The sequence below is a fragment of the Streptococcus sanguinis genome (assembly GCF_900475275.1).
GTDB lineage: Bacteria > Bacillota > Bacilli > Lactobacillales > Streptococcaceae > Streptococcus > Streptococcus sanguinis_N.
In genome coordinates this window covers 2,272,978-2,297,348 of sequence record NZ_LS483364.1, presented here as the reverse complement: position 1 = coordinate 2,297,348, position 24,371 = coordinate 2,272,978, and the positions used below count along the sequence as shown (strand labels likewise).

Annotated in this window: 26 protein-coding genes; 16 read left to right on the top strand and 10 right to left on the bottom strand. The window is 44.1% G+C overall.

Annotation, left to right across the window (positions count from 1 at the left end):
* The first annotated feature begins 30 nt into the window (after positions 1 to 30).
* From DQM55_RS11520 to DQM55_RS11485, 7 genes are all read left to right on the top strand, one after another.
* Positions 31 to 1,032 (top strand): ABC transporter substrate-binding protein, encoded by a 1,002-nt coding sequence (locus tag DQM55_RS11520; protein ID WP_111676859.1) that lies wholly within the window; start codon positions 31 to 33, stop codon positions 1,030 to 1,032.
* Entirely contained in the window at positions 1,032 to 1,754 is a 723-nt protein-coding gene (locus DQM55_RS11515) for an ABC transporter ATP-binding protein (protein ID WP_002918010.1), read from the top strand. The genes DQM55_RS11520 and DQM55_RS11515 overlap by 1 nt, the downstream gene beginning before the upstream one ends.
* A 262-nt stretch (positions 1,755 to 2,016) precedes the next feature.
* A complete protein-coding gene (rpsD, locus tag DQM55_RS11510; RefSeq protein WP_002899562.1) occupies positions 2,017 to 2,628 on the top strand; it encodes a 30S ribosomal protein S4 in 612 nt (203 codons plus the stop codon).
* Between the two features lie 241 nt (positions 2,629 to 2,869).
* Positions 2,870 to 3,901, top strand: a complete 1,032-nt coding sequence (locus DQM55_RS11500; RefSeq protein ID WP_004184946.1) for an NAD-dependent epimerase/dehydratase family protein — start codon at positions 2,870 to 2,872, stop codon at positions 3,899 to 3,901.
* Positions 3,876 to 4,703 (top strand): MBL fold metallo-hydrolase, encoded by an 828-nt coding sequence (locus tag DQM55_RS11495; RefSeq protein ID WP_004184945.1) that lies wholly within the window; start codon positions 3,876 to 3,878, stop codon positions 4,701 to 4,703. Before DQM55_RS11500 ends, DQM55_RS11495 begins: the two co-directional genes overlap by 26 nt.
* Positions 4,672 to 5,931 carry a F390 synthetase-related protein gene (locus tag DQM55_RS11490; protein ID WP_004184943.1) on the top strand — a complete coding sequence of 420 codons (1,260 nt, stop codon included), beginning with the start codon at positions 4,672 to 4,674 and terminating at the stop codon, positions 5,929 to 5,931. The genes DQM55_RS11495 and DQM55_RS11490 overlap by 32 nt, the downstream gene beginning before the upstream one ends.
* Positions 5,932 to 6,031: 100 nt before the next feature.
* Positions 6,032 to 6,976, top strand: a complete 945-nt coding sequence (locus DQM55_RS11485; protein WP_002894224.1) for a 3-oxoacyl-[acyl-carrier-protein] synthase III C-terminal domain-containing protein — start codon at positions 6,032 to 6,034, stop codon at positions 6,974 to 6,976.
* A 103-nt stretch (positions 6,977 to 7,079) separates the two neighbouring features.
* Here the strand turns inward: DQM55_RS11485 and DQM55_RS11480 are convergent, their stop codons facing one another.
* Both DQM55_RS11480 and DQM55_RS11475 read right to left on the bottom strand, forming a co-directional pair.
* Positions 7,080 to 7,610 carry a TetR/AcrR family transcriptional regulator gene (locus DQM55_RS11480; RefSeq protein WP_002899570.1) on the bottom strand — a complete coding sequence of 177 codons (531 nt, stop codon included), beginning with the start codon at positions 7,608 to 7,610 and terminating at the stop codon, positions 7,080 to 7,082.
* A 232-nt stretch (positions 7,611 to 7,842) separates the two neighbouring features.
* The gene (locus DQM55_RS11475) at positions 7,843 to 8,040 is read right to left on the bottom strand and encodes a DUF4947 domain-containing protein (RefSeq protein WP_050540654.1); all 198 of its coding nucleotides are present in this window, start codon (positions 8,038 to 8,040) and stop codon (positions 7,843 to 7,845) included.
* A gap of 309 nt (positions 8,041 to 8,349) precedes the next feature.
* On the opposite strand from DQM55_RS11475, the gene DQM55_RS11470 reads away from it, so the two are divergent.
* The 3 genes from DQM55_RS11470 (at position 8,350) to DQM55_RS11460 (ending at position 12,955) form a co-directional block, all read left to right on the top strand.
* Positions 8,350 to 10,773 carry a YhgE/Pip domain-containing protein gene (locus DQM55_RS11470; RefSeq protein ID WP_111676855.1) on the top strand — a complete coding sequence of 808 codons (2,424 nt, stop codon included), beginning with the start codon at positions 8,350 to 8,352 and terminating at the stop codon, positions 10,771 to 10,773.
* Between the two features lie 189 nt (positions 10,774 to 10,962).
* Entirely contained in the window at positions 10,963 to 11,676 is a 714-nt protein-coding gene (locus DQM55_RS11465) for a polyphosphate polymerase domain-containing protein (protein WP_004184936.1), read from the top strand.
* Between the two features lie 19 nt (positions 11,677 to 11,695).
* Positions 11,696 to 12,955: a carbohydrate-binding domain-containing protein gene (locus DQM55_RS11460; protein ID WP_004184934.1), complete on the top strand. Its 1,260-nt coding sequence runs from the start codon at positions 11,696 to 11,698 to the stop codon at positions 12,953 to 12,955.
* A gap of 83 nt (positions 12,956 to 13,038) precedes the next feature.
* Here the strand turns inward: DQM55_RS11460 and DQM55_RS11455 are convergent, their stop codons facing one another.
* The 5 genes from DQM55_RS11455 to DQM55_RS11435 all read right to left on the bottom strand — a co-directional run bounded on the left by DQM55_RS11455 (position 13,039) and on the right by DQM55_RS11435 (position 16,728).
* Entirely contained in the window at positions 13,039 to 13,692 is a 654-nt protein-coding gene (locus DQM55_RS11455; protein ID WP_002922869.1) for an HAD family hydrolase, read from the bottom strand.
* The gene (locus DQM55_RS11450) at positions 13,685 to 14,638 is read right to left on the bottom strand and encodes a S66 family peptidase (RefSeq protein ID WP_111676853.1); all 954 of its coding nucleotides are present in this window, start codon (positions 14,636 to 14,638) and stop codon (positions 13,685 to 13,687) included. Before DQM55_RS11450 ends, DQM55_RS11455 begins: the two co-directional genes overlap by 8 nt.
* 144 nt (positions 14,639 to 14,782) lie before the next feature.
* Positions 14,783 to 15,823 carry a DUF4097 family beta strand repeat-containing protein gene (locus DQM55_RS11445; protein ID WP_111676851.1) on the bottom strand — a complete coding sequence of 347 codons (1,041 nt, stop codon included), beginning with the start codon at positions 15,821 to 15,823 and terminating at the stop codon, positions 14,783 to 14,785.
* On the bottom strand, positions 15,816 to 16,415 hold the full coding sequence (locus DQM55_RS11440; protein WP_111676849.1) for a DUF1700 domain-containing protein: 600 nt from the start codon (positions 16,413 to 16,415) through the stop codon (positions 15,816 to 15,818). The genes DQM55_RS11445 and DQM55_RS11440 overlap by 8 nt, the downstream gene beginning before the upstream one ends.
* The gene (locus tag DQM55_RS11435) at positions 16,390 to 16,728 is read right to left on the bottom strand and encodes a PadR family transcriptional regulator (RefSeq protein WP_002913906.1); all 339 of its coding nucleotides are present in this window, start codon (positions 16,726 to 16,728) and stop codon (positions 16,390 to 16,392) included. Before DQM55_RS11435 ends, DQM55_RS11440 begins: the two co-directional genes overlap by 26 nt.
* Positions 16,729 to 16,986: 258 nt before the next feature.
* On the opposite strand from DQM55_RS11435, the gene DQM55_RS11430 reads away from it, so the two are divergent.
* Genes DQM55_RS11430 through DQM55_RS11405 form a run of 6 tightly spaced genes read left to right on the top strand, consistent with a single transcriptional unit; the run spans position 16,987 to position 21,975 of the window.
* Complete coding sequence (locus DQM55_RS11430) at positions 16,987 to 17,118, top strand: teichoic acid D-Ala incorporation-associated protein DltX (RefSeq protein ID WP_002894209.1); 132 nt, start codon at positions 16,987 to 16,989, stop codon at positions 17,116 to 17,118.
* Between the two features lie 19 nt (positions 17,119 to 17,137).
* Entirely contained in the window at positions 17,138 to 18,688 is a 1,551-nt protein-coding gene (gene dltA, locus DQM55_RS11425) for a D-alanine--poly(phosphoribitol) ligase subunit DltA (RefSeq protein WP_009659554.1), read from the top strand.
* Positions 18,685 to 19,929, top strand: coding sequence for a D-alanyl-lipoteichoic acid biosynthesis protein DltB (gene dltB / locus DQM55_RS11420; RefSeq protein ID WP_002919977.1), 1,245 nt, complete (start codon positions 18,685 to 18,687; stop codon positions 19,927 to 19,929). The genes dltA and dltB overlap by 4 nt, the downstream gene beginning before the upstream one ends.
* A gap of 19 nt (positions 19,930 to 19,948) precedes the next feature.
* Positions 19,949 to 20,188: a D-alanine--poly(phosphoribitol) ligase subunit DltC gene (gene dltC / locus DQM55_RS11415; RefSeq protein ID WP_002894204.1), complete on the top strand. Its 240-nt coding sequence runs from the start codon at positions 19,949 to 19,951 to the stop codon at positions 20,186 to 20,188.
* The gene (gene dltD, locus DQM55_RS11410; protein ID WP_111676847.1) at positions 20,181 to 21,449 is read left to right on the top strand and encodes a D-alanyl-lipoteichoic acid biosynthesis protein DltD; all 1,269 of its coding nucleotides are present in this window, start codon (positions 20,181 to 20,183) and stop codon (positions 21,447 to 21,449) included. Before dltC ends, dltD begins: the two co-directional genes overlap by 8 nt.
* A gap of 40 nt (positions 21,450 to 21,489) precedes the next feature.
* Positions 21,490 to 21,975, top strand: coding sequence for an N-acetyltransferase (locus tag DQM55_RS11405; protein WP_111676845.1), 486 nt, complete (start codon positions 21,490 to 21,492; stop codon positions 21,973 to 21,975).
* A gap of 30 nt (positions 21,976 to 22,005) precedes the next feature.
* On the opposite strand, the gene DQM55_RS11400 is transcribed toward DQM55_RS11405, so the two are convergent.
* From DQM55_RS11400 to DQM55_RS11390, 3 genes are all read right to left on the bottom strand, one after another.
* Complete coding sequence (locus DQM55_RS11400; RefSeq protein ID WP_111676842.1) at positions 22,006 to 22,833, bottom strand: Cof-type HAD-IIB family hydrolase; 828 nt, start codon at positions 22,831 to 22,833, stop codon at positions 22,006 to 22,008.
* A gap of 32 nt (positions 22,834 to 22,865) precedes the next feature.
* Positions 22,866 to 23,612, bottom strand: a complete 747-nt coding sequence (locus DQM55_RS11395; protein ID WP_111676841.1) for a DeoR/GlpR family DNA-binding transcription regulator — start codon at positions 23,610 to 23,612, stop codon at positions 22,866 to 22,868.
* A gap of 163 nt (positions 23,613 to 23,775) precedes the next feature.
* Complete coding sequence (locus tag DQM55_RS11390) at positions 23,776 to 24,171, bottom strand: hypothetical protein (RefSeq protein WP_002917987.1); 396 nt, start codon at positions 24,169 to 24,171, stop codon at positions 23,776 to 23,778.
* Positions 24,172 to 24,371: the final 200 nt, after the last annotated feature.

Here is a 24,371-nt window from a genome sequence, read left to right as displayed (position 1 = left end):
TGCCATTTTCCAAAGAAAGAAAAGAGGATAATGATGAAAAAAAGTTATAAAGTGTTGCTGGCAGGTTTAGCTGCCGTGTCTATCTTTGGTCTAGCGGCTTGCAGTCAGTCAGGCTCGGAGTCAGCTAAGAAGGATAAAAAGATTGATTTTATCCTAGACTGGTCACCTAACACCAACCATACCGGCCTTTATGTGGCTCAAGAAAAGGGCTACTTCAAGGAAGCAGGCGTGGATGTGGATATCAAGTTGCCGCCTGAAGATAGCAGTTCGGATTTGATTATCAACGGCAAGGCACCTTTTGGCATTTATTTCCAGGACTCCATGGCTAAAAAATTGGATAAGGGCGCAGAAATCACAGCCGTTGCAGCCATTGTAGAGCATAATACTTCGGGCATTATTTCCAAGAAGTCTTCAGGGATTACTGGACCTAAGGACCTAGCTGGCAAGAAATACGGCACTTGGAATGATCCAGTGGAGCTAGGCATGCTCAAAACTTTGGTTGAAAGCCAAGGCGGCCAGTTTGATGAAGTGGAAAAAGTTCCTAACAACGATTCTAACTCTATTACGCCGATTGAAAATGGTTTGTTTGATGCGGCCTGGATTTATCATGGCTGGGACGGCATCATGGCAGAGACGCAAGGCATGGACACTAATTTCTTTTACATGAAGGACTATGTCAAGGAGTTTGACTATTATTCTCCAGTGATCATTGCCAATAATGACTATCTCAAGAAGAATCCGGACGAGGCGAAAAAGGTCCTGCAGGCTATCAAGAAGGGCTATCAATATGCCATGGAGCACCCTGAAGAAGCAGCGGATATTTTAATCAAGCATGCGCCGGAATTGAAAAACAAGCGCGACTTTGTCTTGGCTTCTCAAAAATATTTGTCCGAGCAATATGCATCAGATAAGGACAAGTGGGGTCAGTTTGAGGCTAGCCGTTGGAATGCCTTTTACAAATGGGCCAAGGATAAGGGTATCGTGGACAATGACTTGAGTGACAAGGGATTTAGCAACGACTATATAAAATAATGACAGAAATTAAACTTGAAAATGTAAGCTATGCTTATGATGAGCAGCAGATTTTGAAAGATATCAGCCTACAGGTAGAAGCAGGTCAGGTCGTAGCGATTTTGGGACCTAGCGGAGTCGGGAAAACGACCCTCTTTAATCTGATTGCTGGGATTTTGGAGGTCCAATCGGGCAGGATTGTCCTAGACGGGCAGGAAAATCCCAAGGGCCGGGTGAGTTATATGCTGCAGAAGGACTTGCTGCTGGAGCACAAGACAGTGCTGGGCAATGTCATCTTGCCCCTGCTAATCCGAAAAGTATCAAAAAAGGAAGCGACGGAGCAGGCAACTCAGATTTTGAAAGAGTTCGGGCTCTTTGATGTAGCAGACAAGTATCCACATGAGCTGAGTGGGGGGATGCGGCAGCGCGTGGCTCTGCTACGGACCTATATGTTCGGTCACAAGCTATTTCTTCTAGACGAGGCCTTTAGTGCCTTGGATGAGCTGACTAAGATGGAGCTGCACGCTTGGTATCTGGATATTCATCGCAGGCTGGGTCTGACGACCCTTCTCATTACTCATAGCATCGAGGAAGCTCTGGCTCTCAGCGACCATATCTATATTCTGAAAAATCGGCCTGGAGAAGTCGTTACAGATCTCCAACTGACTTGGTCAGACAGTGAGGATAAGGAATTGCAGAAGCTGCGATATAAGCAGGAGATTTTGAGGATTTTGGGAGTGTGAAGCAACTGTTGGAATTCCTTTGCTTTAAAGAAACAACTTTAATCAAGCCTTTTGGCTTGATTTTTTGTCTGAGGCCCTTTACTTTTGACTTTATTCATGGTACAATAGCCTTTGTGTGAAATAGCAGCAGGAAAGCATGGAGCTCGTCAACAGAACATCAGCTATAAAAGTAGCCTTAGCTGTTTGGGCGAAAATGTTCTGCACGAATCAGGGCTTTCTAAGTGACTATTTCCTCAAAAATATTTTACAGGAGGACATTTTTATGTCACGTTATACAGGACCATCTTGGAAACAAGCTCGTCGTTTGGGTCTTTCTCTTACTGGTACAGGTAAAGAATTGGCTCGCCGTAACTATGTACCTGGTCAACATGGACCAAACAACCGCAGCAAATTGTCAGAATACGGTTTACAATTGGCTGAAAAACAAAAACTTCGTTTCACTTACGGTGTAGGTGAAAAACAATTCCGTAACTTGTTTGTTCAAGCTTCAAAAATCAAAGAAGGAATCCTTGGTTTCAACTTCATGCTTCTCTTGGAGCGTCGCTTGGATAACGTTGTTTACCGTCTTGGTCTTGCGACTACTCGTCGTCAAGCTCGTCAATTCGTAAACCATGGGCACATCCTTGTTGACGGCAAACGCGTTGATATCCCATCATACCGCGTAACTCCAGGTCAAGTGATCTCAGTTCGCGAGAAATCATTGAAAGTGCCTGCAATCCTTGAAGCTGTTGAAGCAACTCTTGGACGTCCAGCATTCGTATCATTCGATGCTGAAAAATTAGAAGGTTCATTGACTCGCCTTCCAGAGCGCGATGAAATCAACCCAGAAATCAACGAAGCACTTATCGTTGAATTCTACAACAAAATGCTTTAATTTGTATTTGTTCAGAAGTCGGTTTCCCGGCTTCTTTTTTAATATTCTCAGTGAACTAATAAAGCTGATTTTAACTAAAAAGGTTGACGAAAGCTTGAGTTTGCTCAATTTTTTATAACTAAGAGCAAGGAAAAGGAGACCTTTGTTTTGGAAAATTATCTGATTTCTTTCTGCTCCTATCCAATCAGGTGAGACACTCTGTAAAGATTTTTTCCAGCTTTTTTACGGAAGATTTGCTGAAATGGTGTATAATGGGGACAAGACAGAAACAGAAAATTGTATGAAAGGAGTAGCGATGAAGGTTCTAGTGACAGGTGCGACTGGCTTTCTAGGAAAGTATGTTGTAGAAGAGCTAGCTGAACAAGGCTATCAGGTGCGGGCTTTTGGTCGTAATCTGAAGGCTGGTCGGCAGTTAGAGGGTCCTTTAGTAGAGTTTTTTGCTGGTGATTTTACCAGAGAAGAAGAAATTTTTGCAGCCTGCGAAGGAGTGGATGCAGTGGTGCATGCTGGTGCTCTTTCAACGATTTGGGGACCCTGGGAGCAGTTTTATCAGACTAATGTAGTAGGAACCAAGCTGGTTATGGAAGCTTGCCGACATTTTGGAGTGCAAAGACTGGTCTATATTTCCTCCCCAAGTGTTTATGCTGCGGCGCGTGATCAACTCGCTATCAAAGAAGAGGCTGCTCCTCAGGAGAATGAGCTGAATTTCTATATCAAAAGCAAGCTCATGGCTGAGCGGATTGTCGGAAGTTATCCTCAAGTTCCATCGGTTATCTTGCGTCCTAGAGGGCTTTTTGGTATTGGAGATACCAGTATCTTTCCTAGGATTCTGCGCTTGAGCCAAAAATTGGCAATTCCACTCATCAGAAATGGCCAGCAAATGATGGACATGACCTGTGTGGAAAATGTGGCCTTGGCTGTTCGTCTGGCTTTGGAAATTCCAGAAGCGCAAGGACAAGTTTACAACATTACCAACGGAGAATCCCGTAGTTTCAAGGATATGCTGGATGAAGCTTTAGATGGTTTACAAGTTCGTAAACGTTATGTTAAGTTTCCTGCTGCTTTTCTAGGTCTTCTGGCACAGGGATTTGAAAGCTTTTATCGCTTTTTTAACATTGAAAAAGAGCCTCCTCTGACTCTTTACACTTATTACTTAATGCGTTACAGTCAAACGCTGGATATATCAGCAGCAGTAAGAGATTTGGGCTATCAACCCAAGTTGACAATCAGTGAAGGGATTGCAAAATATGTCCAACATTATCGAGAAAATTGAGTATCTTCAGCCTGGACGCTGCAGCAGTCACTTGCAGCAAATGTTTAAGGGAGTTGCCAAGAAAAAAATGATTTTTCCAGCTGGTGTTTTCCTCTTGAAGCATCGTGAGAAAGGCTATATTCTCTACGACACTGGCTATTCTCCAGCTATTCTGAAGCCCAATTTTAAATACTGGCTTTATGGTCTGGGAACGCCTGTTGATATGCCAGAAGAGGAGCGTGTAGATCGTCTGCTTGAGCAAAAAGGAATTGCGCCAGAAGATATTTCTTATGTCATCTTGTCGCACTTGCATCCAGATCACATCGGCGGAGCCGCTTTCTTTCCCAAGGCCCGCTTCATTCTGACCAAGACCGTTTTCAAAACGTATCAGCATGCCAAGCTTAAGGATTTGATTTTCAAGGAATTTCTTCCGCAGGATTTTGAGAGTCGGTTGGAAGTAGTGGAACCTCAGCAGGTGCAAGCAGCATTCCTCTATCGCAAGACAGTTGACTTGTTTGGGGATGGCAGCATATATCTGGCTTCAGTTGATGGACATGCTGCTGGTCAAGCTTGTCTCTTTTTACCTGATTATCATCTGTTTATCGGGGCTGATTTGTGCTGGGGCGTGGATCTGTTGTCTTATACGGAGCAGATGCGTTTCTTGCCGTCACTGATCCAAGATAGCAAGGAAGAATACATGGCCGGTGTGGCCTTGCTTCGGCAGTTACTTGCTGTTGGCTATCAGGTGCTAGTCAGTCATGATCCGGCTGAGAGAGCGGAGCAGATTTTGTATGAAACTAGGAACATTTCTAAAAACCTTTAGCGTCATGCGCTGGGGGTATCGATTTAAGGATCGACAGGCCTTGGAATGCTATCAAATCAAGGCTTTAGCAGCCTATCGGGAATTTCTGCAGCAGGAATCACCTTATTTTAAATCAGGTATTCCAGCAGATTTTAAGATGAATAAGGCCTTTATGATGGAGCATTTCAATGAGCTCAATACTCAGGGGCTGGATCGTGATGAGTTACTAGCCTTGGCTCTGGAGAGCGAGCGGACACGTGATTTCAGCCCCATGATAGGAGAAATTGCTGTCGGCTTGTCTTCGGGGACATCTGGTCACCGAGGTTTATTTGTTACCACTGAAAAGGAGCGCAGTATGTGGGCGGCAGCCATCTTGGCCAAGATGCTGCCTAAAGGCAAACTCTTTGGACATAAAATCGCCTTCTTTCTTCGGGCAGACAACCAGCTCTATCAGACTGTCAATTCAGGCTTGATTTCTCTGGAGTACTTTGATACTTTTCAGGGAGCCGAAGAGCATGTAGAGCGTTTGAATGCTTACCAGCCAACGATTTTGGTAGCGCCAGCATCAATGCTCTTGGAGCTAGCTAAACAAGTCCAGGCAGGGAATTTGCAGATTGCTCCTAGCAAAGTCGTATCAGTGGCAGAAATTTTGGAAGAGCCGGATCAGCAGAGGATTCAAGCAGGATTTGGTCTGAAAAAGGTGGACCAGGTCTACCAAGCGACCGAGGGCTTTCTAGCTTGCACTTGTGTCCATGGGAATCTTCATCTAAACGAAGATATTGTCCATGTAGATAAGCACTACTTGGATGATAGGCGCTTTTATCCAATAATTACGGATTTCAAGCGGACTTCTCAGCCAATTTTTCAATATGAGCTGAATGATATCTTGGTGGAAAATCCTGAACCTTGCTCCTGTGGTTCGATCTTTACACGGATTGACAGGATCGAGGGGCGCTCAGATGATATTTTCATTTTTGAAAATGCTGCAGGTCAGTCGGTGGAGGTCTTTCCAGACTTTATTCGCCGTTGTCTGCTCTTAGTGGATGGGATTGGAGAATATCAGGTAGCTCAGAAAAAGGACTATTCGCTGACCATTGCTATCGAACATCGTAGTCAGCAGCGAGAAGACGAGCTTGTCCAGCAGTTTCAGAACTTGGCGACTGATAAAGACTTTCTTATACCGGCTATTTCTTTTGAAGATTACCAGCGGGACAGAAGCCGTAAGTTGAAACGTATCTATCGGACTTAAGAATGCTCCAAGTGGAAAAACATATGAATCAGAGGCTGAAGCGCTTTGGCAGTTTACCTAGCTATTGAGCAGCCCCAAGTCTGACAAGAAGGAGTTTAATATGACAGCAGTAAAGAATCATATAAAGATTGTTGGTTATGGTACGCATCTACCTAGAAATACTGTGACTTTTAAGGATCAGACCCGTTATCGAGTGGTGGAAAATGAAGAAACCCAGCTTTCCATGGCGGTTAAGGCGATTGAAAAAGCCCTAGAGCAAGCGGGTTTGACAATCAAAGACATCGATTGTATCGTGTCAGCCAGTGCGGTGGGCGTTCAGCCTATTCCCTGCACTGCGGCCCTGATTCATGAGTTGGTAGCCAAGGGCTTGTCCATTCCAGCCATGGATATCAATACGACTTGCACCAGCTTTATCTCGGCTTTGAGTCTCATGTCTCATTTGTTGGAGGCTGGTGAGTATCATAGGATTCTCATCGTGTCCAGTGAGGTTGGAAGCCTAGGCCTCAATCCTAATCAGAAGGAAAGTTTTGAGTTGTTCAGTGACGGGGCGGCAGCTTTGATTTTTGAAGCAACAGAGGAAGAAAGAGGGGTCATCTCCAGCTTGCAGCGGACCTGGTCTGAAGGAGCTCATGATACAGAGATTCGCGGTGGATTGACATCGTTTCAGCCTAAGGAGTATTCGGACGCTACCAAGACTCACTACATGTTTGACATGAATGGTAAGAAGATACTCTTGCTCTCTGCCAGAAAAATTCCGGAAATGTTTAAAGAGTTTAAGGAAAAGAGTGGTCTCAGCCTATCTGACTTGGATTATATCATTCCGCATCAGGCGAGTCGGGCTCTGCCAATGGTCATGCGCAGCTTGGGTATTCCTGATGATAAATACCTTAATATTGTGCAAGACTATGGTAATATGGTGTCAGTAGCAGTGCCCTTCTCTCTCTGCTATGCTCTGGAGCGCAATCTAGTCAAGGAAGGGGACACCATCGCTCTGATGGGAACAGCAGCTGGTATGACGGTCAATATGCTGGCTATGAAACTATAATGCAATAAAAATAGGGTGTACAGAACCAAAAGAGGTTTTGTACACCCTGTTTAATTTTTCAAAATATTAGAAGAGCTGTAATTCAATGAATTAGAGCAGCTTCTTACAGCATTTTCAAAAGAAATTCTGCTATTTGTTCAGGACTTTCTTTTTTTCCTCTAGCAATCCACATTTGGCAGACACCAAAGAAGGCATTAGCGAGAAAGACTCTGCTGTATTCTTTTTCAAAATGATTGTAAACACGTCTACTAAAACGGTCCTGCAGACTATCCGCCAGCATCACCTGCAGCTTATGGCGCAGGAAATTTTGAATCTCTTTCGTGCCGTTTTCTGTTAAAAGGGCGGCCAAGAGTGGCTCTAGCTGGAGGAACTGAAAGACCTCTGTAATCGCAGTTTGAATATCTTCTTGATTATTCTCAAAAATATATCCCAACTGATGAAAGAGGTTTTGCTGATAACGTTCAATCATGTCGTACTTGTCCTTGTAGTGAGTATAAAAACTACTACGGCTGATGCCAGCAGCTTGAGCTAGCTGGACAGTAGTGATATGGTCGAAGGACTGCTTATGCAGTAGTGAAACCATGGCTCTTTCAATAATAGCCTTGGTTTTTCGGCGTTTATTGCTTTCTAACATAAAATCTCCCTTTGAGGCTAAGCCTCAGTCTGCTCTTCAAGCTAATGGCCATCATAGCAAACTACTTTTTCTTTTTCTCCGTGTACTATTATATCAAATGTTTTTCCAGTGGAAAAGAGTTAAATTCCGGAATTAAGCATAGATAGTCAAAATTTTATCTGATTAGGCTTAGTCGACTGGTAAAATAATAAAGCCGAGGCTTAAAGTAAAGTCTCGGCTTTTGTTATGAACATTATTTGAAGTAGAGGTAATCAGGGTCAGGAGTTACGTAAAGTAGCTCGCCTTCCTGTGAGAAGATAATAGAAATTTGTTCATTTTTATAAGAGTATAGAATGTATTTGTTTTGTAGCCTTGATGCTTGAGAAATATCAACTACACCTGCTAAAAAGGCATGCGCTTGTTCGGTGCTTATTTTTTGCTCCTGAACCATCGGCTGACAGCAGTGTTTCACATGGAACCCTATCATCAAGTTAAAAGCTCGATACTTGACTCCATTTACCTCGCTTATCATTCTAATATAAAGCTGATTTTCTGTGTACTTACTGGTGGAAAAAATTTTTATCTACATGATTGAAAGCTTGAATACAGTAGAACCAACTTATTCCGCTTCCTACAATCTTTTTAAACAAAATTAGACACGGTGTCCAATTTTTAAAGAATAAGCTTGTATTAATTTTTGATTGGTGTATAATCAATTTTATTGAAATTTGGACACTGTGTATAATTTTAGGAGGTAGATATGTTAAAAGAATGGAAAGCTATTTTAAAAAAGCCGACTTTTATCATTGTGATGTTAGGAGTCTCTTTGATTCCTGCCTTGTATAATGTTATTTTCCTGAGCTCCATGTGGGATCCGTATGGAAAGGTATCGGACTTGCCAGTGGCGGTCGTCAATCAGGATAAAGCTGTAACTGCTAGTGACAAGACCTTGTCTATAGGCGAGGATGTTGTTTCCAGCCTCAAGGAAAATAAAAATCTGGATTTTCACTTCGTCAGTAAAGAAGATGCTCAAAATGGTCTGGAAAAGGGTGATTACTACATGGTTGTGACGCTTCCAAGTGATTTATCTGAACGTGCAGCCAGTATTTTGACCGATAATCCTCAGCAAATGAAGATTGACTATCAAACGTCTAGCGGACAAAGTTTTATTGCTGGTAAGATGAGTGATTCAGCTATGGCTTCTTTGAAGCAGACGGTGGCGCAAAATGTGACGGATACTTATACAAGCGTCATATTTAAGAATATGGGAGATCTAAAAACTGGCTTGGTGAAGGCATCCGATGGTGCTCAGCAATTAGCATCCGGCAGTCAACAACTAGGTTCAGGCAGTCAGACAATTGCAGATAACTTAAGAACTCTGAATCAAGCCACGAGCAAATTATCGTCCGGTGCAGCTCAATTTAACACAGGACTACAGACTTATACTGGGAGTGTTGCACAAGTATCGTCTGGACTTGGTAGTTTGTCAAATGGAATAAACACTTATGCTAATGGTGTAAGTACTGTGGCCGCAGGTGCAAATCAGCTGTCGGGTCGATCAGCAGACTTATTGGGTGGAGTCCAGCAGCTCACCCAGTCAGGAGATGGAGTTCAGGCCTTATCAACAGGTGTGACAAATCTGAATACTGGCTTGGCCACATTAAAGTCCTCGGTAGATACCACCTTAGCTAACAACCAGCAAAATGTGAGTGATTTAGCAAATGGTTTGACACAGTTGAATGCTAGTATTCAAGCTGCAGCAAGTGATACAGAAGTTTCTACGGACAGCATTGAAGCTGCACTGACTAGCATAGCAGCATCCGCTCGGGCCATTATCAATAATAATCAAGATGCCAGGGCCGCAGCTTTGGCAAGGGTCCAAGGGACGAGTGCTTATCAAGGACTTTCTAGTGAGGCTAAGGCAGAGATTGATGCAGCAGTCAGTGCTAGTCAAGCAGGAAGTGATCAATCTGCTCAGACGATTTTATCAGAAATCGATACGATGAGGGCTTCTCTTGAAACGATAAAAGGCGCTAGTCAAACAAAACTAAGTCAGTTAGAAAGTGCATCAAATCAAGTTCTGCCACAGGCATCTAGCATGATCAATGGCCTTTATAATGGCTTATCAACAGTGAGTACTAGCCTCGGTTCAGCAAGCGGAGGAGCCAATCAACTAGTCGCAGGTGTAGATACCTTAAATGAAAAATTAACGACTGGCGCGACACAATTGGAACAAGGGGTGACAAGTTATACCAATGCAGTCGGTCAGCTATCTGAGGGGACATCAGCTTTGGCAAGTAAGAATCCTGATTTGTTAGCAAATACAACAAAATTAGCAAACGGGGCAGCCCAATTAACAGATAAATCGCCAGAATTGACCTCTAGTTTCGGGAAATTAGCAGATGGAACCAATCAATTAGCGAGCGGTACAGAAAAGCTGGCTGATGGCAGCAGTGCTTTAACAGATAATCTCTCCAAACTTACTGAGGGAACGAGCAATTTGTCTAATGGCCTCTCAGATGCAGGCGATAAATTGTCGGCTGTTTCAACCAAGGACGACAATGCAAAAACTCTAGCAGATCCTCTGACGCTGAGCAAGACAGATGAGAATAGGGTAGAAAAAAACGGAATTGGGATGGCGCCATATATGATTTCAGTAGCTTTATTTGTGGCGGCTATTTCAACCAATATCATCTTTAGCACACTTCCATCGGGTCAAGCCCCTAAGACGAAACGAGATTGGCTGAAGGCTCGTATAGAGGTAAATGGAGTCATTTCTGTCGTAGCGGGTGTTTTGGTCTATGGTGCTGTGCACTTGATAGGCCTATCTGCAAACCATGAGTGGGCAACCCTTGGTTTGATTGTCCTAGCCAGCATGACCTTTATGGCTCTTGTGACAGCTTTGGTTACTTGGGATAGCAAGCTCGGCGCCTTTGCTTCTCTGATTCTTTTGCTCTTACAGCTGGCTTCTAGTGCAGGAACCTATCCGCTGGAGCTGACTAGTAAGATTTTCCAAGTTATCAACCCTTGGCTGCCAATGAGCTATTCTGTATCGGGCTTACGCCAAACGATTTCCATGAACGGCCAAATTGGTAGTCAGGTGCTCTTCCTTGCTTTTGTTTTAGTTCTTTTCATGGCACTTGGTACTCTGGTCTATCGAACAGATAAAAAACAGTTAGCTTAGGGCTCGTACTTTTATGAATTTGTAAAAATGTAGATGAAAAGTCTATCTGTAATTCTTTTACTTTTTATCTAATCAACATCTCCTGAAAAGGGAGATGTTTTGTTTTCTTTAAGTTTTCTTTATCTTTCTTTTAAGTTTTCATCTTTAAAATTGCATTACATTCAAGAAAGATAGAGAGGGGAGAAGCCCATGACAGAAAAATTTTTTCAAAATCATTTTCAGCGCTTTGAAACCAAATACATCATTTCCAAGGAAACCTTATTGGATTTATTACTAGAGTTTGAAGGCTATCTGGTGGAGGATGAGCGAGCTTATTCGACCATTAACAATCTCTACTACGATACGCCGTCTTATCAGCTCATTCGTGAGTCTTTGGAAAATCCTTGCTTTGATGAGAAAGTTCGTTTGCGAACCTATCAAGAGCATCCGGCTGAGGATAGTCAAGTCTTTTTGGAAATTAAGAAAAAGACGGAGAATCTGGTCACCAAACGCCGGCTTGCAGCAGATTTGCTGACAGCGGAAGCCTATCTGGACGGTGATTACAGTCAGCTGACTGACCTTCAGATAGATAAGGAAATGGCTTGGCTGACTCAACATTTTGGTCATATTCAGCCTATGATGTATATCGGCTACAATCGTTATTCGATGAAAGGGATTGAGGACGAGCGGATTCGGATTACCTTTGATCACGACCTGACCTACCGTCCTTATGATTTGAGTCTCTTGGCTGGTCGCCATGGAGGTCATCTCCTGCCAGCCAATCACGTCATCATGGAAGTTAAGATTCCAGAAGCTTGTCCGTTATGGCTCAGCGAGATCATGGATCGCTACCAGCTGTCTCCAAGCTCTTTCTCCAAATACGGCTTTGCCTACAAAAAGGCAAACTGTATCAGCAGTAAATAGAATAGATAGGAAAATAAAAATGAAACAATCAAAATCAACCCTTAAAAAAATTAAATTGATGATTCCACTGGTTTTGATGACAGCAGTGCTGGGAGCCTGCAGCTCAAACGCCAGCAGTTCTACAACTTCAAGCACTACCCAGGCTGCTAATGCTACAAGCACCAGTCAGACTAAGACCAATACTTCTGATTACTTTGCCTCGGAGGACTCAGACGCTTCTTATGATGAGTCCAAGGCGACGACCATCAACCTGAGTGGCTCTAGCGCTAAGACTTCTGGTGACGGTGCTAGTGTTTCTGGCTCTACTGTGACAATCTCAGAAGCTGGGACCTATGTCGTTTCCGGAACGAGTGAAAATGTGCAGATTATTGTCAAAGCAGGTGATAGCGACAAGGTTCAAATCGTCCTAAATGGCGTAACCATGAGCGGGACAGACGCAGCTATTCTAGTAGAAAATGCGGGTAAAACAAGCCTAACTCTGGCTGACGGCAGCCAAAACACAATCTCAGACTCATCAAATCACAGTAATACGGATGCAGATGCAGCTATCTATAGTAACTCCGACCTGACTCTCAAGGGATCTGGAAGTCTGACAGTTGACGGCAAGTATGAAACAGCGATTAAGTCTGAGCAGACCTTGCGGGTGACAGGTGGTATCTATACACTCAAGGCAGCTAAGAATGGTCTGTCAGCAGCTTCAGCCATCAATATCAAGGACGCTACTATCGATATCACAGCGACAGAAGATGCTATCCACGCGGACAATGATGAAGATACTTCTCTGGGAAATCTCTATATTCAGTCAGGCACTATCACGATTAATGCTGGTGATGATGGTCTACACGCTAGCAATATCGCTTTGATTGATGGTGGAACGGTTACAGTTTCCAAGAGTGTAGAAGCTCTGGAAGGAACCAATGTTACCATTAACGGAGGCAAGCTGGACCTTTATGCGACAGATGATGGTATCAATGCAGCTAGTGATGTAACTGGAGCTGATATCTTTATCAAGATTACTGGTGGCGATATCAAGGTCGAGGTCGGTGAAGGTGATACAGACGCTATCGACTCCAACGGCGATGTCATTATGTCAGGAGGAAACTTGGATATTACTTCTACGGTATCTGCCTTTGACTTTGATGGAACGGCTACCTACACTGGCGGCACCATCACGGTCAATGGTGAAAGCCGAACAGAAATCACGGCAGACGGACCTGGCGCTGGTGGACCTGGTGGCGGCGGTGCCCCAGGCGGCCAAGGAGGTTTTGGTGGACGATAAGAAAATAAGGCAGTTCAAATTGAACTGCCTTATTAATTTATGAAAAAGACGGGGATGCAGCTATGTTTCTGCAAAGTAATCTTTTATAGAAGACTTAAGAGAGACGATAAATTTTCTATAGTGAAATCAGGTTTTTCTTCTAGTCGTTGGGGTTGGTAATAAGCACTAAAACCTTGTTTTAACCAGATAGTTGTCATTCCTAGTGCTTTAGCAGGTATGATATCATTGTCTATTCGATCACCAATCATAACAGCTTGTTGAGCAAGGCAATGAGCTTTCTCTAAAGCTAAAGTGAAAATGGCAGGGGAAGGCTTGGAAAGTCCGAACTCTGCAGAAGAGACAACTAAATCAATCCATTGATATAGTCCCATTTTTTTCAAACGTTCTTTTAGGCCAGGTAGTTGGTTGGCGATGATTCCAATTTTATATCGGTTGTGCAATTCTTTTAAGACCACTTGGGCATCTGGGTATAATTTCTCCAAATTAGAGTTCCAAATGGGGCGTTCTAAGTTAAATTCTTTTATTGTCTCCAAGTCTCCCTTTTTGCCTTCTTTAAACAGTTCAACCATACGAGCATAAAAAATATCGTAGTTAATATTTGTCCCTGTAATTGCTCTCCTAATTCTATCTTGATAGGCTTCTTTTTCATCAATCAAAGTAGAGCCAATGTCAAAAAATAACCATTTATGAGCTGACATTTTACTACCTCCACAATAATTATGATATGTCTTACTCATCTATCTTAATCAACATCTTCTCCGTATCCACCGTCACTTGAGCACCGATGGTGATGGTAAAGAGTGGCTGAGTATGAGCAAAGTCCAAGTCATAGAGGACGGGAATCGTCTTTAGAATTGGATGTTTGTCCAAGATATAAAGGAGCAACTCCTCTGTCATCTGACATTCTTTTGGAAAGCGGCCGATGAGAAGGGCCTGCGGGTTAGGATAGGCCTGAAGGAGGGCAGCTAGATTGCGGTCAAACTCCACATAATCATCTTCTTCGGCCTCTTCAACAAAGAGGACATAGTTTTCATCTGTTGGGGCATAGGGTGTTCCACGCAGAAGTGAGAAGGTGGAGAGATTACCGCCGATAACAGTGGCTTGGGCTTGTCCGTGATGATAGACTTTCCACTCCGTCTTATGGAAGGTCAGTGGCGCATCAGGCAAATACCAAGCATTGTCGCCCCATTTTTCACTAGGAGTCAATTCATAAGAAGTCTGGCTGACGGCCTTGAGCCAGCTCTCAGTCTGATAGTCCTGCAGGGCATCCATCTTAAAGCTAGAGTAAGACGGTCCCATGTAGGTTTTCATACCGGTCTTGCTATAAATAGCGTTGAGCAAGGCTGTTGTGTCTGAGTAGCCGCAGAAAATCTTAGGATTTCTAGCAATCAACTCAAAGTCCAGATAGGGCAGGAGCTCATTACAGTTGAAACCGCCGATAGTGGCCAGAATAGCATCAACGGAGTCATCTGCGAAGGCAGCATGGATGTCTGCCACCCGGCTTTCGATGGAGGCAGAATCTAACATATCATTTTCCAGATAATGCTCCGAAAAAGACACGGTAAATCCTAGCTTTTCCAAGCGCTCCTTGGCGGTTAGATTGGCCTCAAAGCCACCGATGTGTTCGATTGACGCTGAGGGGCTGACGACCCGAATGTGCATACCAGGTGTGAGTTTTTTCATAGGGACCTCCTTATGATAAATTTTTATAGAATATCATAGCACAAAGGCCAAGGCCTGTAAAGCAATCTTAGGGCATTGCGGGAATTTTTATCAAAAAAGGGAGCCGCTGAGGACTCCCTGATTGTATATATTTTTTTCTATGATTTATTCGCTGAGCTTAATGCTGCCACTTTGGGCGCTGGCAGAAAGTGTAGTTGTCGGATTTTCGACTTTACGGATGGCAGAGTCGCCAAGTTCATCGCCTTTGGAGTGCTCTACACTCATACCACTAGGGATGTCAATTTCACCTAGATCCGTTTTCAGATCAAAGGATAACTGCGACAAACTGCCAGAAACCAGATGCAGATTAATATCGCCCAGTTGGTCAGTGATAGAGATTGTACCAGCTAATTCCAACTGTTCAGAATTCAGTGAGCCGCTTGAGATTTTCAGAGTGCTGTCGGAGATTTTGCTCGAGTTTAGGTTGATCTCTCCTAGAGAGTTTGCTATTTCGCCCGATGCGAACTGGCTGTTGCTCAGAGTGATGGTACCCGAAGAAGCAATGATTTTTCCAGAGCTAATCTGACTGTTATTGAAGGCAATCTCTCCCAGAGAGTTCTTAAATTTACCAGATGCAAATTGGCTATCATTCACAGTCAACGAGCCATTGGAGAGAGAGAAGTCAGCATTTTTAGCTGATAGATTGGACAGCGTAACATCTCCTAGTGACGAGCTGCCGCTGAATGTCTCAAGCTTGGTCCCCTTAGGCAGGGAAAGCTGCACAGTACGCTTCCCTTGAGATTCTTGGTCAAATAAGCTGAGTAAGGAGCGGATGCCAGCGCTTATGTGGAAGGAGCCTGCATCTTCTTCCTTGATGTTTAAGTTTCCGTTTTCAGAACTTGTCGTAATTTTTCTAAGCGCGTCTCCATCAATCTTATAGTTGCCGTCGATTTGGTAATAGGTCAAGTGAGCCTTGTCATCAGGAGATTCGCTGATGACGAGGTTTCTAGCCACTAAGTTAATATTTAGGGAAGAAAGATCAGAGAAGCTTTCTTCTTTTTTCGTTACTTTTACCTTGCTTTTGGCAGAATTGACCAAGTCGTTGACACCGCCTGTAGTGGAGCCGATAGTTGTCAGGGCTCCACCAAAGAGACAGGCTAAAATAGCTGCAGATAAAAGAGGTTTTTTCAATTTGATGTTAGCCATGACGTGCTCCTTTCTTTGCGAAAAGTTGAGCTAGTTTGACAAAGCCGGCCTTGCCAAACTGAGCAACAGGAGAAATGCCTGAGTAGAAGATGCCTGACAGTCCCAGAGATAGGATACTGAGACCTAGGGTGAACAGGAGGGCTGGGACAGATGTCGTCAGTCCTAGGGTTAGAGTATCCCAGATCAGGCTGATGCCAAAAATAAAGAAGGCAAAGGCACCCGTAGCCATAAATATAATAACGTTAAAAATTAAGAGGAAGAAAATAATAATCAAAAGTGCTGCTACTATAAAGAGCGGAATAGCCAAGGGTGCTGCCAAAATGGATAGGATAGCAATCTGGACGATGTTCTTAGTGTTTTTTGATGAACTGCTGTCTTGATTATCTTCCTCGACTTTTTTGTCCAAAAGATTCAACATAATCTCATGGGCCGCTTCCTTAGGGCTGCCTAGATCAGCAATAGCGGCTGCCTCGCCCTCTGGGCCTACCTCGTCGAAGTACTCAGTGAAGTAATCCATAGTTTCTTCATAGTCCTTGCGTGGCAGTTTTTTTAGATATTTTTCTAGCTCAGCTAGATACTCGGTTCTTGTCATGACGTATGCTCCCTTCTATGATACCGCTGATGGTCGTAGTATAAGTTTGCCACTCTTCTTTTAGAGTGAGTAGATGTTCATGCCCGTAGGCAGTGAGTGAATAGTATTTTCGTTTTCGTCCTTGGTACTCCTGCGAATAAGTCGTGAGGCAGTCATTTTGCTCCAGCTTCTTCAGAATAGGGTAAAGTGTTGATTCTTTGATATTGGCAATCAGCTTGATTGTCTGGCTGATTTCATAACCGTAGGAATCGTCTTTTTCAAGGATGGCTAAGATGAGAAATTCAATCAAAGCCGATGATGTGGGGAAAGACATAGGACCACCTCCTTGTGTAAAATATTTATATATAATCTTTCTATATATAGTCTACAACCTCTTAGGAAAAAAGTCAAGCAAAATATATAAAATTTTTATATATTTTTTGAAAAAGTCTTTTAATGGCTGTTTATAAGGCACATCAAAGTACCTTTCTTCCTTACAAGAACTTTACATCTTCCTTAGCTTTTGTGTTGAAAACATCTTCCATAAAATGGTAAAATGGTGTAAGTCTAACTAAAAATATAAGAGAGATCAATGAAAAAACATCAAACCCTATATAAATTTTTAGGCCAAACCCTACTATATTTTGTTATCTTTCTGGCCTTGCTTTATTTCTTTAGCTACCTGGGTCAGGGTCAGGGCGGCTTTATCTATAATGAATTTTAATGTGAGAGAGTAGGAAACAATGTCAAATAAAGTGATACATGATATGATTGAAGCGATTGAGCATTTTGCTCAGGTGCAGCCGGATTTTCCGGTTTATGATATTTTAGGTCAAGTTCATACTTATGGCGATTTAAAGAAGGATTCCGATTCGTTGGCGGCTCAGATTGACCGTTTGGGACTTCCTGACAAGTCTCCGGTTGTGGTCTTTGGCGGTCAGGAATACGAAATGCTGGCTACTTTTGTGGCCTTGACCAAGTCTGGTCATGCCTACATTCCTATCGACAGCCACTCAGCCTTGGAGCGCGTGGCAGCGATTGTGGAAGTTGCTGAGCCAAGCTTGATTATTGCCATCAATGATTTTCCACTGGCAGATGTGGCAGCTCCTATTTTCAGTGCGGAGCAAGTTCAGACAGCTTTCAGAGAGGGAGCATCCTATGAGCTTAGCCATCCAGTTCAGGGAGATGATAACTACTATATCATTTTCACATCGGGAACGACTGGCAAACCTAAGGGAGTGCAGATTTCCCACAATAATTTGCTCAGCTTTACGAATTGGATGATTACGGATAAGGAGTTTGCGACTCCGGAGCGTCCTCAAATGTTGGCTCAGCCTCCTTATTCTTTTGATTTGTCGGTCATGTATTGGGCGCCGACTTTAGCCTTGGGAGGGACTCTTTTTGCCCTGCCTTCGGCAGTGACTCAGGATTTCAAGCAGCTGTTTGAGACGATTCTCAGTCTGCCTATTGCTATCTGGACTTCGACGCCTTCCTTCGCGGATATGGCCTTGCTGTCAGATGACTTTAACAGCCAGAAGCTGCCCCAGCTGACGCATTTCTACTTTGACGGCGAGGAGTTGACAGTCAAGACAGCTCAGAAGCTGCGCGATCGATTCCCTCAAGCTCGCATTATCAATGCTTACGGTCCGACTGAGGCAACAGTGGCCCTGTCTGCAGTAGCAGTGACAGATGAGATGCTGCAAAATTGCAAGCGCCTGCCGATTGGCTATACCAAGGCGGACTCTCCGACCTTTGTCATTGACGAAGAAGGGCAGAAGGTACCGAATGGCCAGCAGGGAGAAATCATCGTCTGCGGCCCAGCTGTATCCAAAGGCTATCTGAATAATCCTGAGAAGACAGCGGAGGCCTTCTTTGAATTTGAAGGTCTGCCAGCCTACCATACAGGAGATGTCGGCTCGATGACAGATGAAGGTCTGCTGCTTTACGGCGGCCGGATGGACTTCCAGATCAAGTTTAATGGTTTCCGTATTGAGCTGGAGGATGTGTCTCAGAATCTGAACAAATCGAAATACGTTGAGTCTGCGGTGGCTGTGCCCCGCTACAATAAGGACCACAAGGTCCAAAATCTGCTGGCCTATGTCATTCTCAAAGACGGTGTGGCTGAGCAGTTTGAGCGGGAAATTGATATTACCAAGGCAATCAAGGAAGATCTGCAGGATATTATGATGTCCTACATGATGCCGTCCAAGTTCCTCTATCGAGAGACCCTGCCTTTGACCCCGAATGGCAAGATTGACATTAAGGGGCTGATTAGCGAGGTCAATAAGCGATGATGGATTTCTTAAAACAGCTGCCTCACTTGGAACCCTACGGCAATCCAGTTTACTTTGTCTATATCGTTCTAGCAGTTCTGCCAATCTTTGTTGGACTTTTCTTTAAGAAACGCTTCCCCCTTTATGAAGCCTTGGTCAGCTTGGTCTTTATCGTCCTGATGCTGACAGGTCCCAGTCTGGCGCAGCTTTGTGCTTTGTTAGGCTATGTCATCTGGCAGATAGTTTGGGTTTACTCATACAAGCTCTATCGCCGGTCGCGGGACAGCAAGTGGATCTTTTATCTGCATACCTTGCTGGCGGTTCTGCCGCTTGTGCTTGTTAAGGTAGAGCCCGCAATCAGCGGTCATCAGTCTCTCTTTGGCTTTTTGGGGATTTCTTATCTGACCTTTCGCTCGGTAGGGATGATGATTGAGATGCGGGATGGGGTTCTGACAGAGTTCACACTCTGGGAGTTCCTGCGTTTCCTGCTCTTCATGCCGACCTTTTCGAGTGGGCCCATTGATCGTTTCAAGCGTTTCAATGAAGACTATTTGAACATTCCTGAGCGCGATGAGCTGCTGGATATGCTAGAGAAGTCTGTCAAGTATATCATGCTAGGTTTCCTTTATAAGTTTATCCTAGCCCATATCTTTGGACATCTCTTGCTGGGGCATGTCAAGACCTACGCTCTCTATACCGGCGGTTTCTTTAATCTAGGAACTCTGGGCGTTATGTATGTCTTTGGTCTGGATCTCTTCTTTGACTTTGCCGGTTATTCGATGTTTGCGCTAGCTATTTCCAATCTTATGGGAATCAAGAGCCCTATCAACTTTGATAAGCCTTTTCTCTCACGCGATTTGAAAGAATTTTGGAATCGCTGGCACATGAGTCTGTCCTTTTGGTTCCGTGATTTTGTCTTTATGCGGCTGGTCATGGTCCTGATGCGCAATAAGGTCTTTAAAAACCGCAACACGACCTCTAGTGTGGCCTATCTGATTAACATGCTGATTATGGGCTTCTGGCATGGTGTGACTTGGTACTATATCGCCTACGGTCTCTTCCATGGAGCTGGGCTAGTCGTCAATGATGCCTGGCTGCGCAAGAAGAAAACGCTAAACAAAGAGCGCAAGGCTAAGGGGCTTCCGCCTCTGCCAGACAATAAATGGACTCAAGCTTTGGGGATTGTGGTGACCTTTCACGCGGTTATGTTCTCATTTTTAATCTTTTCTGGATTTTTAAATGAGCTTTGGTTTAAAAAATAAAAATGAATGAGGAAGAAAAATGGATATAAAAGCAGAAGTAATTGAAATTATTGAAGAACTATTTATGGAAGATGTGTCAGATATGATGGACGAGGATTTGTTTGATGCTGGTGTCCTAGACAGCATGGGAACGGTCGAGCTGATTGTTGAGCTGGAAAACCGTTTTGACATCCGCGTGCCAGTGTCAGAGTTTGGCCGCGATGACTGGAACACAGCCAATAAAATCGTTGAAGGCGTAACGGAGCTTCGCAATGCTTAAACGACTCTGGCTGATTCTGGGGCCTGTTTTCTGCGCTATGGCCATGGTTGCCCTGCTCTTTTTCTTCTATCCGCTTGATAAAAAGCATGATATAGAAGCAGAGAAGCGCTCGGCAGTGACCCTGACAGCAGAAAACTTCAAGAGCCGCAGCAAGAAGGTGACAGCCTTGACCGATAAGAAGATGCGCTTTGTTCCCTTCTTTGGTTCTAGCGAATGGCTGCGCTTTGATAGCATGCATCCGGCAGTGCTGGCCGAGAAATACAACCGCTCCTATCGGCCTTATTTTCTAGGCCAGCGCGGGGCAGCATCATTTAATCAGTACTTTGGTATGCAGCAGATGTCCTCTGAGCTGGAGGGGCAAACGGCGGTCTATGTAGTGTCGCCCCAGTGGTTTACCAAGACTGGCTATGATGCTTCGGCCTTTCAGCAGTACTTCAACAGTGATCAGCTGACGGCTTATCTGTCTCAGCAGCAAGGAGATGCGGCGGCGCAATATGCAGCCCAGCGCCTCCTGCAGCTTTATCCAGATGTTGCTATGGCAGAGAGCGTCCAGAAGCTGTCGGAAGGTAAAAAGCTGAGCAGCTTTGAAGAGCGCCATATTGAGATGATGGCTCATCTTAATGAGCGCCAAGATGCTTTTTTTAGCAACTTTGCTGCCCTCAATAATGAAAATTATGACCAGCGAATTTTGCCTTATATGGCTGATTTGCCAGACACCTTCTCCTATCAGGCTTTGGAAGAGATTGCTACAGCAGAGGCCAAGAAGAAGACCAATAACAATCAATTCGGCATAGACAATCAATTTTACAAGACCCGTCTGGCCGGCAAGGTTGCCAAGCTCAGAGGTTTTCAAACCAAGCAATCTTATGAAAAATCTCCTGAGTACAACGACTTGCAGCTGGTTCTGGACCAGTTCGCCAAGTCAAAGACTAATGTCATCTTCATCATTCCACCGGTCAATTCTAAGTGGATGGAGTATACAGGACTCAGTCCTGAAATGTACCAGCGGACGGTTGCCAAGATTCGCTACCAGCTGGAAAGTCAGGGTTTTACCAACATTGCTGATTTTTCTAAGGACGGCGACAAGCCTTACTTCATGCAGGACACTATTCATATGGGCTGGAATGGCTGGCTGGCCTTTGACAAGGCGGTTGATCCTTTTGTAGCCAATCCACAGCCGGCGCCAAACTACCAGATGAATGACCGCTTCTTCAGCAAGGAATGGTCTCAGTATACTGGCAAACCAGAAGAATTCAAATAAGGTTGGGACTTTCCAGCCTTATTTTTATAAAGGAGGAAAGATGAAAATTCGTTTGTCCCAAATAGAAGATATCCCAGCCATTATGGAGATTTATGATGTGGCTCGTCAGTTCATGAAAGACCAAGGCAATCCGACTCAGTGGGATGGAGGCTATCCCAGCGCGAGCTTGATTGAGGATGACATTGCGACTGGCCACTCCTTTGTTGTCGAGGAAGAAGGGCGGCCGGTTGGCACCTTTGCCTTTATCATTGGAGAAGACCCGACCTATCAGCTCATCGAAAAGGGAACCTGGCATTTTGTGGAGCCTTACGGCACCATTCACCGCATCGCTTCAAATGGCCAAGTTAGAGGCCTATCTCATCAGGTCTTTGATTTTTGCTGCCAGCAGATTCCCTACTTGCGAATCGATACCCATGCGGACAATCAGCCTATGCAGGCTGCTGTCCTGAACTACGGCTTTAGGGAGTGCGGCATTATTTATGTGGCTGACGGCAGTCCTCGCCTGGCTTATGATTATCATCAATAAAAAAATCTGCCCTTGAGCAGATTTTTTGCGTTATATCAAAACATACTTTTCTACAGCTTCTGCAACTCCGTGCTCATTGTTGCTTTTGGTGACGGCTTTTGCCTTGGTTTTGACTGCTTCGGGGGCATTGCCCATAGCGACTCCAAGTCCAGCCAGGCGGAGCATAGGAAGGTCATTGAAGTTGTCTCCGATTGTCATAACCTGCTCTAGAGGCACTTGATAGTGCTGGGCAATTTCGTATAAGGCTTGCTCCTTGGAGACATGCTTGGCCGTGACTTCCATGTAGTTGTCCTTAGAGAGATAGAAGGCCGTCTTGGGAAAGTCCAAGGTCTGTAGGTAGTCGTGAAGTTTCTGGATGACAGGCGCTTCATCAATAAGAAGTAGCTTATGGATAGGGATTAGCACATCCAGCACTGGCAGAAGAACATTCTGAATCATCGGTCGCTCACCTGTAATAGCTGCCTCTATCTGCACCCACTTATCCAGACGGTCAGCAATCCAATCCTTACCGGAATAGAGATTGATGGACACGCTAGGAAATTCAGCCTTGACCAGCTCTAGAAAAGTGCGGATTTCTTTCTTGTCCAAAGGGTGCTCGATAATGGTCTCGTAAGCTTGCGGATCACCCTTGATGACCAGAGCGCCATTGTAGCAGGCTAACGGATTATCTCCCAGTCCCAGCTCACGGGCAATCGGCTCCATGCCTAGAGGAGAGCGAGCAGAAGCGAGAACGAAAGGGATTTTTTCTCGGCTTAGCAGAGGAATCATGTCCTTGAGTTTAGGATCTACTTGATGCTGGTCATCCAAAATGGTGCCGTCAATGTCGCTGATAATCAGGCGAATCGGTTGGTTTGTCATAGCTCTTCCTCCTTTGTGTCTAATGGATCGATTTAATAAATTATTTTAACCTTGTCTCCAAGCAGTTTTTGGACTTCAGGGCTGGGCTCTTGGTCCGTAATCCAGTAGTCAAAGTCGCTGACAGGACCCAGGATGTACTTAGATTCTTTCTGCCACTTGTCTTGTTCGGCCAGCAGAATCTTAGTCTTGGCGTGTTTCAAAGCCAGTTTTTTAAGGTGAGCATCAGCCTCGTCTTCAAAGCTGACTAGACCATCAGAGACACTGGCTGCCCCGATAAAGGCAATGTCAAAGGAAATTTGCTCCAGCAGCTCTGCTTCATTGAGCGCGTAGTAGAATCGGTTTTTGGGATAAAATTTCCCGCCTAAGAGGTGAAAGTCCACTTTGTCCTGACTGCTCAGCATGATTGCATTATCCAGAGAATGGGAGTAGATTGTCATAGGCTCCTTGATGCGCTGGGCCAGATGGAGAACGATGGTTGAGACATCAAAGAAAGCAATCTGCCCCGGCTTGAGAAAGTCATGGGCCTTCTGGGCAATAGCCTTTTTTTCTTGATTTAGTTGGTTGATGCGGTCGTTAAAGGAGGGGATTTGCCGGCTAGTGTCTAGCGGGATAATACCTCCGTGGGTGCGCTGCACAAGTCTACGCTCGCTCAAAATCGAAAAATCTCGCCGAATAGTATCTTTAGAAACCTGAAAATGCTCAATCATATCCTTGGCAGACAGCTGTTTTTTCTCAGCCAAGAGCTCTAAGATTTCAGCTAAGCGTTGTTCTTGGTACATACTTGGCCCTCCTTGCTTTTCTAAATAGAGTATAACATAGCAAATAAGTTTTTACAAGTCTTTTTAATGTTTTACAAGTTTTTTTGAAATGCGCAGGAGAAAATCAAAAAACCGAGCAAAACTCGGTTTTTATTATTTATAATAATCGAAATATATTTTTCAATTAAGGTGTTTGGATATTGACAGATCCATCGCTACCGACCTTAACATCAACACCGCCGCCTTGAACATGAACGCCATCTTCATTTACGCTAACACCAGCGTTGTCAGTTTGTACATTAGCACTACCGTCTCCGTTAGTTTCAACAGAAGCATCTCCGCTTTCGTCTCCGCCATTTACATTAACGCTAGCATCTCCGCCGTTTACGTTGACTTTGGCACTGCCGCTTTCTTCAGATGTGCTACTAGAGCTTGTCTTAGCTTTAGATGAAGAAGATACGCTTGAGCTGGAACTTGAGCTTTCTTCAGTCTTCTTATCCGCAGAATTTCCGCAAGCTGCTAAAAAGAAAAGTGCAATTAGTGGTAATAAAAATAAAGAAATTTTAGATAATTTTTTCATCTTACCCCTCCTTCTAGTATAATATTAAACAAATATTTCATTTGAAGCAATGAAAAACCGGATTGATACATAAATAACATACTCTGTTAATAAAAATGTTACAAAATATATGCAAAACAAGTAGACAAAACATAGATTTTATAAGCTTTTTCACGATTTTCCGCTTATTTAGTGCGTAATTGTTTTGTAACAAAATTCTT

Excerpts from the sequence above, each read along its gene's own strand:
- DQM55_RS11440 (WP_111676849.1), bottom strand. The coding sequence starts at position 16,415 with ATGACAAGAACCGAGTATCTAGCTGAGCTAGAAAAATATCTAAAAAAA.
- DQM55_RS11390 (WP_002917987.1), bottom strand. The coding sequence starts at position 24,171 with ATGAAAAAATTATCTAAAATTTCTTTATTTTTATTACCACTAATTGCA.
- DQM55_RS11395 (WP_111676841.1), bottom strand. The coding sequence starts at position 23,612 with ATGTACCAAGAACAACGCTTAGCTGAAATCTTAGAGCTCTTGGCTGAG.
- DQM55_RS11430 (WP_002894209.1), top strand. The coding sequence starts at position 16,987 with ATGAAAAAACATCAAACCCTATATAAATTTTTAGGCCAAACCCTACTA.
- DQM55_RS11475 (WP_050540654.1), bottom strand. The coding sequence starts at position 8,040 with ATGGTTCAGGAGCAAAAAATAAGCACCGAACAAGCGCATGCCTTTTTA.
- DQM55_RS11445 (WP_111676851.1), bottom strand. The coding sequence starts at position 15,823 with ATGGCTAACATCAAATTGAAAAAACCTCTTTTATCTGCAGCTATTTTA.
- dltB (WP_002919977.1), top strand. The coding sequence starts at position 18,685 with ATGATGGATTTCTTAAAACAGCTGCCTCACTTGGAACCCTACGGCAAT.
- DQM55_RS11435 (WP_002913906.1), bottom strand. The coding sequence starts at position 16,728 with ATGTCTTTCCCCACATCATCGGCTTTGATTGAATTTCTCATCTTAGCC.
- DQM55_RS11500 (WP_004184946.1), top strand. The coding sequence starts at position 2,870 with ATGGTGTATAATGGGGACAAGACAGAAACAGAAAATTGTATGAAAGGA.
- rpsD (WP_002899562.1), top strand. The coding sequence starts at position 2,017 with ATGTCACGTTATACAGGACCATCTTGGAAACAAGCTCGTCGTTTGGGT.
- DQM55_RS11490 (WP_004184943.1), top strand. The coding sequence starts at position 4,672 with ATGAAACTAGGAACATTTCTAAAAACCTTTAGCGTCATGCGCTGGGGG.
- DQM55_RS11470 (WP_111676855.1), top strand. The coding sequence starts at position 8,350 with ATGTTAAAAGAATGGAAAGCTATTTTAAAAAAGCCGACTTTTATCATT.
- DQM55_RS11450 (WP_111676853.1), bottom strand. The coding sequence starts at position 14,638 with ATGAAAAAACTCACACCTGGTATGCACATTCGGGTCGTCAGCCCCTCA.
- DQM55_RS11455 (WP_002922869.1), bottom strand. The coding sequence starts at position 13,692 with ATGAGTAAGACATATCATAATTATTGTGGAGGTAGTAAAATGTCAGCT.
- dltC (WP_002894204.1), top strand. The coding sequence starts at position 19,949 with ATGGATATAAAAGCAGAAGTAATTGAAATTATTGAAGAACTATTTATG.
- dltA (WP_009659554.1), top strand. The coding sequence starts at position 17,138 with ATGTCAAATAAAGTGATACATGATATGATTGAAGCGATTGAGCATTTT.
- DQM55_RS11465 (WP_004184936.1), top strand. The coding sequence starts at position 10,963 with ATGACAGAAAAATTTTTTCAAAATCATTTTCAGCGCTTTGAAACCAAA.
- DQM55_RS11405 (WP_111676845.1), top strand. The coding sequence starts at position 21,490 with ATGAAAATTCGTTTGTCCCAAATAGAAGATATCCCAGCCATTATGGAG.
- DQM55_RS11400 (WP_111676842.1), bottom strand. The coding sequence starts at position 22,833 with ATGACAAACCAACCGATTCGCCTGATTATCAGCGACATTGACGGCACC.
- DQM55_RS11460 (WP_004184934.1), top strand. The coding sequence starts at position 11,696 with ATGAAACAATCAAAATCAACCCTTAAAAAAATTAAATTGATGATTCCA.
- DQM55_RS11515 (WP_002918010.1), top strand. The coding sequence starts at position 1,032 with ATGACAGAAATTAAACTTGAAAATGTAAGCTATGCTTATGATGAGCAG.
- dltD (WP_111676847.1), top strand. The coding sequence starts at position 20,181 with ATGCTTAAACGACTCTGGCTGATTCTGGGGCCTGTTTTCTGCGCTATG.
- DQM55_RS11520 (WP_111676859.1), top strand. The coding sequence starts at position 31 with ATGATGAAAAAAAGTTATAAAGTGTTGCTGGCAGGTTTAGCTGCCGTG.
- DQM55_RS11485 (WP_002894224.1), top strand. The coding sequence starts at position 6,032 with ATGACAGCAGTAAAGAATCATATAAAGATTGTTGGTTATGGTACGCAT.
- DQM55_RS11495 (WP_004184945.1), top strand. The coding sequence starts at position 3,876 with ATGTCCAACATTATCGAGAAAATTGAGTATCTTCAGCCTGGACGCTGC.
- DQM55_RS11480 (WP_002899570.1), bottom strand. The coding sequence starts at position 7,610 with ATGTTAGAAAGCAATAAACGCCGAAAAACCAAGGCTATTATTGAAAGA.